10 protein-coding genes are annotated in these 13,031 nt (G+C 74.2%); 7 read left to right on the top strand and 3 right to left on the bottom strand.

Features of this window, described 5'->3' with window-relative positions; all coding sequences use genetic code 11:
* The first annotated feature begins 93 nt into the window (after positions 1-93).
* On the top strand, positions 94-735 hold the full coding sequence (locus AB0O40_RS09465; protein ID WP_365037403.1) for a carbonic anhydrase: 642 nt from the start codon (positions 94-96) through the stop codon (positions 733-735).
* Positions 736-753: 18 nt separating this feature from the next.
* Here the strand turns inward: AB0O40_RS09465 and AB0O40_RS09460 are convergent, their stop codons facing one another.
* On the bottom strand, positions 754-1,728 hold the full coding sequence (locus AB0O40_RS09460) for an L-threonylcarbamoyladenylate synthase (RefSeq protein ID WP_365037401.1): 975 nt from the start codon (positions 1,726-1,728) through the stop codon (positions 754-756).
* 240 nt (positions 1,729-1,968) lie between these two features.
* Between AB0O40_RS09460 and AB0O40_RS09455 the strand changes: the two genes are divergently transcribed.
* The 5 genes from AB0O40_RS09455 to AB0O40_RS09435 all read left to right on the top strand — a co-directional run bounded on the left by AB0O40_RS09455 (position 1,969) and on the right by AB0O40_RS09435 (position 6,539).
* Positions 1,969-2,469 carry a VOC family protein gene (locus tag AB0O40_RS09455; protein WP_365037399.1) on the top strand — a complete coding sequence of 167 codons (501 nt, stop codon included), beginning with the start codon at positions 1,969-1,971 and terminating at the stop codon, positions 2,467-2,469.
* Positions 2,470-2,637: 168 nt separating this feature from the next.
* On the top strand, positions 2,638-3,243 hold the full coding sequence (locus AB0O40_RS09450; RefSeq protein ID WP_365037397.1) for a dihydrofolate reductase family protein: 606 nt from the start codon (positions 2,638-2,640) through the stop codon (positions 3,241-3,243).
* Between the two features lie 200 nt (positions 3,244-3,443).
* A complete protein-coding gene (locus AB0O40_RS09445; RefSeq protein ID WP_365037395.1) occupies positions 3,444-4,217 on the top strand; it encodes an alpha/beta hydrolase in 774 nt (257 codons plus the stop codon).
* Between the two features lie 166 nt (positions 4,218-4,383).
* Positions 4,384-5,007, top strand: coding sequence for a PadR family transcriptional regulator (locus AB0O40_RS09440; protein WP_365037394.1), 624 nt, complete (start codon positions 4,384-4,386; stop codon positions 5,005-5,007).
* Entirely contained in the window at positions 5,004-6,539 is a 1,536-nt protein-coding gene (locus tag AB0O40_RS09435; RefSeq protein ID WP_365037392.1) for an FAD-dependent monooxygenase, read from the top strand. The genes AB0O40_RS09440 and AB0O40_RS09435 overlap by 4 nt, the downstream gene beginning before the upstream one ends.
* A gap of 23 nt (positions 6,540-6,562) precedes the next feature.
* On the opposite strand, the gene AB0O40_RS09430 is transcribed toward AB0O40_RS09435, so the two are convergent.
* Together AB0O40_RS09430 and AB0O40_RS09425 are read right to left on the bottom strand one after the other, a co-directional pair.
* A complete protein-coding gene (locus tag AB0O40_RS09430; protein WP_365037390.1) occupies positions 6,563-7,909 on the bottom strand; it encodes a M1 family metallopeptidase in 1,347 nt (448 codons plus the stop codon).
* 40 nt (positions 7,910-7,949) lie between these two features.
* Positions 7,950-11,780: a Pls/PosA family non-ribosomal peptide synthetase gene (locus AB0O40_RS09425; protein ID WP_365037388.1), complete on the bottom strand. Its 3,831-nt coding sequence runs from the start codon at positions 11,778-11,780 to the stop codon at positions 7,950-7,952.
* A 267-nt stretch (positions 11,781-12,047) separates the two neighbouring features.
* Between AB0O40_RS09425 and AB0O40_RS09420 the strand changes: the two genes are divergently transcribed.
* Entirely contained in the window at positions 12,048-12,980 is a 933-nt protein-coding gene (locus AB0O40_RS09420) for a HEAT repeat domain-containing protein (RefSeq protein WP_365037387.1), read from the top strand.
* Positions 12,981-13,031: the final 51 nt, after the last annotated feature.

Raw genomic sequence — 13,031 nt, 5'->3', positions numbered from 1 at the left:
GCCGTAGCCGGGGCGGCCGGCCGGGAGCCCGTGGCCGGCGCCCCGGCCGGACCTGTCGGTGCGGCCGCGGGCTGGGCCTCGTAGGCTGCGGCCATGACCGAGATCCAGAACCCGACGCCCCGTGACGCCTTCGACCTGCTGATATCCGGCAACCAGCGCTTCGTCGCGGGCACGCCCGAGCACCCGAACCAGGACGCCGTCCGCCGGACCGAGACCGCCCCGTCCCAGCGGCCGTTCGCCGTGCTGTTCGGGTGCTCCGACTCCCGGCTGGCCGCCGAGATCATCTTCGACCGCGGTCTGGGCGACCTGTTCGTGGTCCGCACCGCCGGGCACGTCGCCGGGACCGAGGTCCTGGGCTCCATCGAGTTCGGTGTGAGCGTCCTGAACACGCCGCTGGTCGTCGTCCTCGGGCACGACTCGTGCGGCGCAGTCGCCGCGGCCTGCTCGGCCCTGGAGAACGGGCAGACCCCGGGCGGTTTCGTCCGGGACGTGGTCGAGCGGGTGACCCCGAGCGTGCTGGCGGCCCGCGCCGCCGGACGCGAGAGCGCCGAGGAGATCCTGGCCGAGCACATCGAGGCCACGGTCGACCTGCTGCTCGAGCGCTCCCGCGTACTGGCCGACGCCGTGGCCGCCGGCCGGCTGGGCGTGGTGGGCATGTCCTACCGGCTGGCCGACGGCAGCGCGCAGCTCGTCACCACCCGCGGCCTGGACGACGCGACGGCCGACGCCTCCTGACCGCCCCGGCGCGGCCGGTTACACGGAGGCCCGGGGGCCGGCCGCCCGGCGGAGCCGGTTGGCGATCGCCAGCCCCAGCCCCTCCTCCTCGGGCAGGGAGGCGACGATGAGGTCGCAGCCCTGCTGGTCGAGCTCGCGCAGGTACCCGTACAGCCCCTGCGCATAGGCCTCCGGGGCCGCCGGCAGGCTCACCACGGCATGGGCCTTGACCTCGGCGCCGGCGAGGGCCGGCGGCAGGAAGACGCCGACCCGGTGCCCCTGCTCCTGCGCCAGCTCGGCCTCCGCCACCACCTGCGACGGCTCGACGAGGACCACGCGCGCGGCGGGCGCGTAGTGGGAGGGGTGCTGGCCGGGCACCCGGACGGTGGTGCCGGCCGGCACGGCGACCGGGGCGCCGAGCACCGCCTCCAGGGCCTCGCGGGTCACTCCTCCGGGTCGCAGGACGGCCGGCCACTCGCCGGTGACGTCCACGATCGTCGACTCGACGCCGACCGCGCAGGAGCCACCGTCGAGCACGCAGTCGACGGCGTCGCCGAGCTCTTCCACGACGTGGCCCGCGGTGGTGGGGCTGACCGAGCCGAAGCGGTTGGCGGACGGCGCCGTGACCCCGCCGCCGAAGGCCGACAGCAGCGCGAGGGCCACCGGGTGGTCGGGCACGCGCACGGCCACCGTCTCCAGCCCGCCGGTCGCCTCCAGCGGGACGCGGGCGCCCCGGCGCAGGACCAGCGTCAGCGGCCCCGGCCAGAAGTGCTCGGCCAGCAGGCGCGCGGTCGCGGGCACCTCCTCGACCCAGTCGTCCAGCTGGTCGGCGGCGCCGATGTGGACGATCAGCGGATGCGTCGGGGGACGGCCCTTGACCTGGAAGATCCGCGCGACGGCGGCGGGGTTCTCGGCGTCGGCGCCCAGGCCGTAGACCGTCTCCGTCGGCAGGGCCACCAGGCCCCCCGCCCGCAGCACGTCCGCCGCCTTCTCGATGTCAGTGGTTGCCGTCACCTTCGTACGTCCTTCTCGCCGTCCACTCGCCGCGTCCCCGGTCCCGTACGCGCGTCAGCGCGGGCCGGTTACGCCTTACGGCCCCATCATGCCGCGCCGGCGGACCGCCCCGGGCCATGATCGGGTCGGCGGGGGCCGGGGCGCCGTCGGCCGCACCCGACCCTGGTTGTTCAAATTCGAACCAACAGCTATCGTCTGAGTCATTCAGTTCAAATTCGAACTTGGCGAGGAGAGCCCCCCATGCCGGTACGCCGCCTCAACCACGCGGTGCTCTACATCCGCGACGTCGCGACTTCGGTCGCCTTCTACACCGAGGTGCTGGGCTTCAAGGTCGACACCGAGATCCCCGGTCGAGCCGCCTTCCTCAGCGCCCAGGAGACGCTGAACGACCACGACCTCGGCCTCTTCGCGATCGGTGCCGACGCCCCCGGCCCGCAGCCGGGCCGGGTCGGCCTCTACCACCTGGCCTGGGAGGTCGGCACCCTCGGCGAGCTGGCCGAGATCGGCCGGGTGCTCTCCGAGCGCGGGGCGCTGGTCGGCGCCACCGACCACCACCAGTCCCTGTCCTTCTATGCCAAGGACCCGGACGGCAACGAGTTCGAGGTGATGTGGCGGGTGCCCCGGGAGGACTGGGCGGCCCCCGGCGAGCAGCCGAAGATGGGCCCCCTGGACCTGGACGCCGCCCTCGCCCGCTGGGGCGCCGACCGCGTCACCGGCGCCGCGGCCGGCTCCGCCACCTGAGGCCCGGACGCGGCAGCGGCGAGGTGCCGCAGCCGGCCGTTCACGCACCGCGCCCCGGCGCGTGAACGGCCGGCGGCGGCGTTCTTTCCGCACGGCTCACGGCGCGGCCGATGAGTTCACGGCTCCCGGCCGGTCCAAGCTCGTGACACCCGAGGAAAGGACACCGCCATGCCGGAGCTACTGGTCGACTTCATCACCTCCCTCGACGGCTACGCGTCGGGCGAGGGCTGGCCCGGCTTCTGGGGCCTCGAAGGCCCGGAGTACCTTGCGTGGCTCGGCGAGCAGCCCGAGGTCACGTACCTGATGGGGGCGAACACCTACCGCTTGATGTCCGGCTTCGCCGCCGGCGAGGTCCCGGCCGGTCAGGACGAGTTCCGGCCCGAGGAGGAGGCCTCCGTCGACGGGCTCACCCGGGCGTCCAAGCTGGTCTTCTCCTCCTCGCTCGAGGCGCCGCTGACCTGGGCCAACGCCACCCTCGTCCGCGAGGACGCCGTCGAGGCGGTGCGCGCCCTGAAGGCGACCGGCACCGGGCTGCTCAGCACGATCGGCAGCCTCAGCCTGTGCCGCTCCCTCCTGCGGGCCGGCCTCGTCGACCGCTTCCGGGTCGTGATGTTCCCGGTGATCACCGGCGCCACCGGCCAGGAACGCATCTACGACGGCTACCCGGACGTGGCCCTCGACATGATCGGCCACCGCACCTTCGACGGCCGCATCCAACTGGTCGAGTACCGCCCCCGGGTGCTCGACCACCCGCCGCTCGGCACCCCCGCCTGATCCCGGCGCCGGCCCGCGGCGGAAATCCGTTGGGCGGAGCCGAGGGGGCGCTGCTACCCTCCGAGTGGCCGTGCGAGAGATCAAGGAGGTGGTACCCGTGAACACAGTCATGACATGGGTGCTCCCCTCCGGGGTCACGGTCGGGCGATAGGCAGGTCGTCCGGGAGCGCCGTTCCAGTGCACTCCCGAAAGGCACGACCATGCATTTCACTTCTGAGCAGCGCCTCGACGACGGCGTCCTCGAGCGCTCCTTCACCCTCGGCGACCTTCCCGGCATCCTGTGGACCCCCGCGTCCGCCGCGGCGTCCGCACCGGTACCGCTGATCCTGCTCGGCCACCCTCCGCTGGGGCTGGCCAGGATGTACCCCCGGCTCGTGGGCCGCGCCCGCAGCGCTGCCGCCGAAGGGTTCGCGGCGGCCACCATCGAACTCCCCGGCAGCGGGGACCGGCCCCGGCTGCCCGTCCTGGAAGGGGCCCGCGCCGAACTGCGCCGTGCCCTGCAGGCGGGGGAGCCGGTGGGCGACGAGATCATCGACGACCTCGTCATCCCGCTGGTCGACCGGGCCGTCCCGGAATGGCAGGCCCTCCTGGACGCCCTGCTCGCGCTGCCCGAGATCGACGGCCCCGTCGGCTACTCGGGCGGTGTGATCTCCATCGGGGTCCGGCTCGCCGTGGTCGAACCCCGCATCGTGGCCGCGGGGCTGTTCGCGGGGAGCCTGGTGCCCCGCGCCACGTTCGAGGAAGCCCGGCGGGTCGCCATTCCCCTGCACGTCCTGCTGCAGTGGGACGACGAGGGCAACGACCGGCAGGCCTCCCTCGACCTCTTCGACGCCTTCGGCTCCGCGGAGAAGACCCTGCAGGCCAACATGGGCGGCCACACGGGCGTTCCGCAGTTCGCCGGTGACGACGCGGCGCGGTTCTTCGCCCGGCACCTGGCGGGACGCTCCGACGGCGAGGCGGCCGGTACCCGGTAGCAGTCAGCCCACGCCGCCCCCCTGCGCTCGGCCCGCTCGCCCATGCGGCGGGCGGGCCGAGCCGCGTGGCCCAGCCTCCGAACCTTGTCCTCCGCGTGCTGCGCCGTATACTCGGATCCGAGTAATCGACACCGAGCAGTTCGCCATGTCGACACATTGGAGCGCCATGCCCACCCGCGAACCCTCCGCCGGCCAGCAGCCCGAGAAGCCCCCGAAGCGCCCCGCCAACGCCCTCGCCCTCGCCGTACTCGGGCTGCTGCTGGAGCAGCCGATGCATCCCCACGCCATGGCCGGTGCGCTCCGCGAGCGCGGCATGGAGCGCGCGTTCAAGCTGACGACCGGATCGCTCTACGACACCGTCCGGGCGCTCACCCGGGACGGCTGGATCGAGCCGGACGGCACCGAGCAGGTCGGCAACCGTCCCGCCCGCACCGTCTACCGGCACACCGCCGCCGGCCGGGCCGGCTTCACCGACTGGCTCGACGAGCTGATCCGCGAGCCCTCACCCGAGTACCCGCGGTTCCTCTCCGCCGTCGGCTACCTCGGCGCGCTGGGCCCGGTCCGCGCGGCGGGGGCGCTGCGCGAGCGGGCCGCCGCGTTGCGGGAGCGGATCGCGCAGGACGCCGAGGGCTACCGCGCGGCCCGCGAGGAGCACGGCGCGCCACGGCTGTTCGTCATCGAGGCCGAGTACGCCGCGGCCATGGCGGAGGCCGAACTGGCCTGGGTGGAACGCACCGTGGACGAGATCGAGCGCGGGACGCTGGCCTGGCCGGAAGGGGACGTGCGATGAGCGGCGGCGCATCGAAGGACGAGGCCGACGAGGTCGTGGACGTCCTGATCGTCGGTGCCGGGCCCGCCGGGCTGACCCTCGGCGGGGAACTGGGACGGGCCGGGGTGCGGGCCCTGGTCCTGGAACGGGAGCCCGAACCGCCGGGCCACTGCCGCGGGTTCAACCTCAACGCCCGCAGCCTGGAGCTGCTGGACCGCCGCGGTCTGGCCGCCCGCTTCCTCGCCGAGGGGCCGACCGTGCCGACGACGGCGTTCGTCGGCGCGTCCCGCCTCGACCTCGGCGCCATGCGCACGGAACACCCCTACGTCCTCGGCATCGCCCAGACCCGGGTGGAGGAACTGCTCGCCGAGTGGGCCGAGGAGTCGGGCGCACGCCTCGTCCGCGGCCGGCGCCTCACCGGCCTGCGGCAGGCCGCCGACGGTGTGACGGCCGAGGTGACCGGCCCCGGCGGACCGTCAAGCGTGCGCTGCCGGTGGCTGGTCGGCTGCGACGGAGGCCGCAGCACGGTGCGGAAGGCGGCCGGGATCGGCTTCCCCGGAACGCCCGCACGCACCTTCACCCTGCTCGGGGACGTGGTGCTCGCCGACCCGTCGGCCGTACCGTTCGGCCCCCGTACCGGGCCCGGTGGCCGCTCGGTGTTCGCGATCCCGCGCCCCGGCTACGTCCGGCTCCTCACGGCCGATCCGGCGCCGCCCGCCGACCCGCACGAGCCGGTCGCGCTCGACTCCTTCCAGCGCGCGATCGAGACCGCGCTGGGCCACCGGGCCGAGATCGCCGAGGCGCGGTGGCTGACCCGCTTCGGGGACGCGGCGCGGCTCGCCGAGCGGTTCCGGGCAGGCCGGGTGCTGCTCGCCGGGGACGCCGCGCACATCCACCCCCCGGCCGGGGCCATCGGGGTCAACGCGGCGCTCGACGACGCCGTCAACCTGGGCTGGAAGCTCGCCCTGGTGGCGCGGGGGCAGGCGCCGGACACGCTGCTCGACACCTACCACGACGAGCGCCACGCGGCCGGCCGGCGCCTGCTCCGCAACACCCGCGCACAGGCGGTACTCGCCCCGGTGGACGGGGACGACGACCGGCTGGCACCCGTCCGCGAACTGCTCGCCGAACTGGCCGAAGCCGGGGACACGGCCGGGCCCCTGGCCGAGGCGATCACCGCCGTCGGCACCCGCTACCCCGCCGCCGGCGACCCCGCCCACCCGTGGGCGGGCCGGATGGTGCCGGACATCCCGCTGGGCCCGAACGGCGAAGACCGCCTCACGGCGCTGCTGACCCGTTCCACCGGCGGCGCACTGCTGCTCACCGGCGCCCCGGACCCCCACCCCCTCGCCGCCGCCGCCCGCCCCTGGGCGGACCGGCTCACCACCGCCCACACCCACCCGCACACCCTCGAGCACGCCGAAGCGGTGCTCGTCCGCCCCGACGGCCACGCCGCCTGGACCACCGCACCCACCACACCCACAGCCACCGCGGCAGCAGAACTACACGAAACCCTGACCCACTGGTTCGGACCCCCGGCGCTCGGCGGTTGACCGCACCCCGGGACCCGGCAGCCTCAGACGAGATGGGAGCCGGTCTCGAGGACCGGCAGCGGCGGGAGGGTGCCGGTGTCGAGCCAGGCGGTGAAGAGGGGGGCGAGACGGTGGGGGCTGTAGCGGGCCGCGTGGGCGGTGAAGTCGGCGGTGGTGACCACCGAATGGCGCCGGGAGGTGGCCCAGTCCCGGACCATCCGGAAGAAGGCCTCCTCGCCCAGGGCCACCCGCAGCGCGTGGACGGTCAGGCCGCCCCGCTCGTAGACCCGGTCGTCGAACATCAGCCGCCGGCCGGGGTCGCCGACCCGCAGGTCCTGAGGCAGGGCGAGCAACTGGCGGTACGCGGACTCGGCCATCTGCTGCGCGCCCGCACCGCCGGAGCGCTCGGACCACAGCCACTCGGCGTACTTGGCGAAGCCCTCGTTGAGCCAGATGTGCTGCCAGCCGCCGATGGTCACGCTGTTGCCGAACCACTGGTGGGCCAGTTCGTGCGCGACCAGCCGTTCGTCGCCGCGCGCCCCGTCCACGTGGTTGGTGCCGAAGGTGGCCAGCCCCTGGGCCTCCACCGGTACGTCTATCTCCTCGTCGGCGACCACCACGGTGTACCCGTCGAACGGGTAAGGGCCGAACAGGTCCTCGAACAGCCGCATCATCTGCGGCTGCCGGCCGAAGTCGTGCACGAAGCGCTCGTGCATCGCCGCCGGGACGTACCCGGTCTGCAGCACCTGGCCGGTACCCCACTCGACCAGCGGCACCTCGCGGTACGCGCCGACCGCGACGCCGACCAGGTAGCTCGCGGTGGGCGCGGACTGCTCGTAGACCCAGGTGGTGGTGGAGGCCCGGGTGGTACGGGTGACCAGCCGGCCGCCGGTGACCACGGTGTACGGGGACGGGGTGGTGAGCGAGATCTGGTAGCTGGCCTTGTCGGACGGCCGGTCGTTGCACGGGTACCAGGACGGTGCGCCCACCGGCTGGCTGGCCACCAGAGCGCCGTCGGTCAGTTCCTCCCAGCCCAGGCCGCCCCATGGGCTGCGGACCGGCTTCGGGTTGCCCGACCAGTGCACCTCCACGGTGAACGCGGCCCCGGCCGCGGGTGCCTTGGCGGGCTTGACCCGCAGCTTCCCGCCGCGGTGGGTGTAGTGCGCGGCCCGGCCGTCGACCAGCACCTTGCCGAGCCGGAAGTCGGCCAGGTCGAGGGCGAACTCGCGCAGCTGCTCCGGCCCCGCCACGGCGTTGATCCGGGCCGAGCCGGCCAGCCGGTTGGGGCCCGGCCGGTAGTCCAGGGTGAGTTCGTAGCGGTGGGCGTGCCAGCGGTGGTCGCCGTTGGCGGGGAAGTACGGGTCGGCGGCCGCGGGCTGCTTGGTGCTCACCGGTTGCTTCTCTCCGTGCGCTGTCTCGGTCATGGCGTGGCTACTGCCAGGCCTCGATCGGGTTGCCGAGCCAGCGGGTGTCGGCCGGGACGGTCTCCGCACGCATCACGAGCGAGGCGGGACCGAGGGTGGCGCGTTCCCCGATGGTGCTGCCTGGCAGCACGATTCCGCCCGGGCCCAGGGTCGCGCCCTCGCGGAGGACCACAGTATCCAGCCTCATGATCCGGTCGTGGAAGAGGTGGGTCTGCAGAACACAGCCCCTGTTCACGCTGACGCCGGCCCCCAGCTCCACCAGGTCCGGCTCGGGAAGCCAGTACGACTCGCACCACACGCCGCGCCCGATCCGGGCGCCGAGGCCGCGCAGCCACAGGGACATCACCGCGGTGCCGGGCACCCGGCCGATCAGCCACGGCACGGCCAGCACCTCGACAAAGGTGTCGGCGAGCTCGTTGCGCCACACGAAGCCGGACCACAGCGGGTGCTCACCGGTACGGAACCTCCCCACCAGGCACCACTTCGCGAACACCGACACGGCACAGGCCACCAGGCCGGCGCCCAGCACCACCAGGCCGGAGAGCAGCGGGGCGTCCAGCGCGCAGAGCGCTGCGGCCGTGCAGACGGCGAGGGTGGCGGAGGCGAAGACCGGCACCAGCCGGCCGAGCTCGGTCAGCCCGCGCGCCCACAGCAGCCGGTTCGGCGGGGCGTAGGTGCGGTCCTCGTCGGCGGTCTCCGCGGAGCGGGGCAGCTTCACCGGCGGCATGCCGAGGTAGGAGCTGCCGCGCTTGGCCTTCTTCGGGGTGGCCGACAGGACGCCGACCAGGCCCCGGTCGGGCACCGAACGGCCCGGCGCGGTCATCCCCGAGTTGCCGAGGAAGGCCTTGCGGCCGACCTCCGCCTCGCCGATCCGCAGCCAGCCGCCGCCCAGCTCGTACGGGGCGATCAGCGTGTCGTCGGCGAGGAAGGCGCCCTCGCCGACCTTGGTCAGGCTGGGCAGCGCCAGCACCGTGGAGATCTCCGCCCGCCGGCCGACCCGCATGCCGAGCAGCCGCAGCCACACCGGCGTGATCAAGCCCGCGTACAGCGGGAACAGGGTCTCCCGGGCCAGGTCCATCAGCTGGGTGACCGTCCAGGCCTGCCAGCCGATCCGGCCGTGCAACGGGTGGTGGCCGGTGCGCAGGCCGCGGCTGAGCAGCCGGACCCCGGCCAGCACCAGGGCGGCGTACGTCAGGCCGTACGCCAGGGTGGCGGGCACCACGGCGATCAGCGCGGCGCGCAGCGCGCCGGACAGGTCGTCGCCGGGCTGCACGAACAGGCCGGTCACCAGCAGCGCGGGCAGGGCGCAGAGCAGCGGCAGGACGCTCAGGGCGAAGCCCGTGGCGCCGTACACGGCCGCCCAGCGGGGAGTGCGCGGCGGCCGCTGCTTGGGCCAGGACGGCTCCGCCTTGCCGACCTTCAGGGCGGGCGCGCCGGCCCAGCGCTGGCCGGTCGGGATCTGCCCGGTCACGCCCGAACCCGGCGCCACCTCGGCGCGCTTGCCGACCCGCGCGCCGGGGAAGAGCGTGGAGCGGGTGCCGATCACCGCACCGGAGCCGACCCGGACCGTACCGATCTCCAGCCGGTCACCGTCCAGCCAGTAGCCGGACAGGTCCACCTCGCTCTCGACCGCGCAGCCCTTGCCGAGCTTGAGCAGACCCGTGACCGGCGGCAGCGCGTGCAGATCGACGTCGTCGCCGACCTTGGCGCCCAGGGCGCGGGCGTACCGCACCAGCCAGGAACCGGACAGCGACCCGGCGCCGACCGCCTCGGCCAGCCGCTCGGCGGTCCACAGCCGCAGGTGTACGGAGCCGCCGCGCGCGTAGGTACCGGGCGTCACCCCGCGCAGCAGCAGCCGGGCGCCGCCGGCCGCCAGCGCGATCCGGCCGGGCGCGGAGAAGAGCACCAGGGCCGCACCGCCCAGCAGCCACCAGGACGCGGTGGGCGCCCAGGCGTAGCCGCCCGTCAGGTGCAGTACGTTGCCCAGGGCCAGCAGGGCCACCGACCAGCGCAGGCCGGTCAGGGTGGCCAGCGGCACCAGCAGCACCGACTGGAGCAGCTGGGCGCCCACCGGCGTCGGCCGGACGCTGCGGGCCGGGCCGTCGGCCAGCGCGGAGCGCTCCAGCAGCCGGGCCAGCTTGCGCAGCTTCGGCCGCTGGTAGATGTCCAGTACCGAGACCTGCGGGTAGCGGGTGCGCAGCCGGGTGGTCAGCTGGGCGGCGGCCAGCGAGCCGCCGCCGATCGCGAAGAAGTCGTCCCCGGCACCGCGGACCGGGGTGCCCAGTACCGCGGTCCACTGCTCGGCGAGCCAGGCCTCGGTGCCGTACAGCTGCTCGCTCGGGCCCGACTGCTCCAGCTCGGGCAGCGGCCAGGGGAGGGCGTTGCGGTCGACCTTGCCGGAGGTCCGGGTGGGCAGCTCGTCCACCGGTGCCAGCAGCGGCACCAGGGCGGCGGGCAGCCCGGCGCGCAGCCGTTCCACGGCCGCGTCCCGGTCGAAGCCCTCCTGGACGACCAGGTAGCCCACCAGCAGCTGATTGCCGCTGCGGGCGGTGCGCACGGCCGCCGCGGCGCCGGCGACGCCCGGCAGCGCCTGCAGCGCGGCGTCCACCTCGCCCAGCTCGATCCGGCGGCCGCCGAGCTTGATCTGCTCGTCGCCGCGGCCGAGGAAGACCAGCCCTTCCGGTTCGGCCCGGACGATGTCGCCGCTGCGGTAGGCCCGCTCCCATCCCAGGGACTCCAGCGGCGCGTACTTCTCCGCGTCCTTCACCGGGTCCAGATAGCGGGCCAGGCCGACACCGCCGATCACCAGCTGGCCCGTGCCGCCCATCGGCACCGGCTCGCCGGCCTCGTCGACCACGGCCAGCTCCCAGCCGGCCAGCGGCAGGCCGATCCGGACCGGCCCCTCGCCGGTCATCAGCGAGCCGCAGGCGACCACGGTGGCCTCGGTCGGGCCGTAGGTGTTCCACACCTCACGGCCCTCGGTGACCAGCCGCTCCACGAGTTCGGGCGGGCACGCCTCACCGCCGAAGATCAGCAGCCGGACCTCGTTCAACGCCTCCGACGGCCAGAGGGCGGCCAGCGTCGGCACGGTCGAGATCACGGTGATCTCCTGCTCGGCCAGCCACGGGCCGAGGTCCGCGCCGCTGCGGACCTGGGAGCGCGGCACCGGCACCAGGCAGGCGCCGTGCCGCCACGCGAGCCACATCTCCTCGCAGGAGGCATCGAACGCCACCGACAGACCCGCCATCACGCGGTCCCCGGGCCCGATCGGCTCGTCCTGGAGGAACATCGCCGCCTCGGCGTCGACGAACGCCGCCGCACTGCGGTGGCTGACCGCCACGCCCTTCGGCTTGCCGGTGGAACCGGAGGTGAAGATGATCCACGCGTCGTGCTCCGGCGACGGGTCGTCCGCCGCGTGCCCGGACGGCTTGACCTCGCCCAGGACGCCGCCGGCGCCGAGCACCGCGTTGACGTCCGCCTCGCCGAACACCGTCTCGGCGCGCTCGTCCGGGTCCTCGGCGTCCACCGGCACGTACGCGGCGCCCACGGCGAGCACCGCCAGGATCCCCACGTACAGCTCGTTGGTCCCGGACGGCACCCGGACGCCCACGCGGTCGCCGAGGCCGACCCCGGCTTCCGCCAGCCGCCGGCGCTGCCGCTCGACCGCGGCCATCAGCTCCGCGTACGACAGCACGACCGTGCCGTCGTCCAGCGCGGGCTCGTCCGGGCACGCGGTCGCCGTGGCACGCAGCACGTCCAGCAAGGTCCGGACAGCGGGCGCGGACTGTCCGCCGAACAACGCCATCGGCGTCCCGGAAACCGTCGTCTGGGTGGTCATCGCAGCTATCCGGATCCTCGTCCTAGGAATTCCCCGGACCGACCCAGCACAGGCGCCCGAAGCAAGGCAACCCGCCCGATTCTACCGTCGGACCTGCCGCGACCCGGGAATCGGGCCCGGTTTGCGCCATGATTCGACCAGAAAGCCGACCGTGCCGGCCGGCGCTCCGGCATTGGCGGACCGGTGCCCGGGCTCCGCCCGATCATGGGCTACGCTCACGGCTCGCACTGCCTCCCGCCACGAAGACCGCCACGAAAAGACGTACCGGTGGACGCCAGGATCACCCGGATCCGCACCAAGCTCGCCGCCCTGCCCGCCACGGAGCAGGCCACCCTCGGCCCCGTGCTCACCGAGACCCAGGTCGGGGACTTCGAGGACACCCACGGCATCCGACTGCCGCAGGAATTCCGGCAGTTCCTCACGCAGATCGGCCACGCCGGATACGGCCCCACTTACGGCCTGCTGCCCATGGAGCGGTGGCTCGGGCGGCGCGGCGCGGGACAGCTCAGCGAACCGTTCCCGATCGTCCCGGACCTCGATGTCCCCATGGGCCCGGATGACCGATGCGACCTCGAGGGATCCTTCCCCGGCACTCTCACGATCGTCGACCGGGGATGCAGCGACCGCACGCTGCTCGTCGTCACGGGACCCGGACGCGGGCGCCTGGTCGAGGTCAACACCGAGGGGTTCTTCGCCCCTTGTTTCTCTTCCGACTCCGACTTCCTGTCCTGGTACGAGCGTTGGCTCGACTTCGTGCGGGCCGGACACCTCAACCTCCACTGGTTCAGCGACCAGATGGCGGGCGACGAGGACCACCTCGTGGCCACACTCCTGGACGACGAACTCCCCACGCGCCGACGAGCCGCCGCCTGCACGTTCCTCACCCACCCGGCCCCGAGCGCCGCCCTGCCCGGCACCCTCCTGAGGGCGCTGGCCGCAGAACCCCACCCCGCCGTCAGGACAGCCGTCCTCCGAGCCCTGGCAGCCCAAGGCGACCGCGGGCGGGACCTCCTGGCCGCAGCCCTCACCGATCCGGTACCCGACGTCCGCGCCCTCGCCGCCGTCCTCATGACCAGGACCACACCCCCCAGCGCCCCGCTACCCGCCGAGCGCCGCCAGGCCCTCAGCCGCCGCCTGCCCCACGAGCCGGACGACTCGGTCCGCGACGCCATCCAGCGAGCCCTGGCCTACGCCCCCTGACAAGGCGCCGTCGCGGCGGGTACGAATTCCGATTGGCTGACCGGAGGACCA

Origin of the sequence: Streptomyces sp. NPDC089919, from assembly GCF_040684615.1 — a bacterium.
GTDB lineage: Bacteria > Actinomycetota > Actinomycetes > Streptomycetales > Streptomycetaceae > Streptomyces.
Note: the sequence above shows the minus strand (reverse complement) of the source record. Positions and strands in the feature narration are given on the sequence as shown.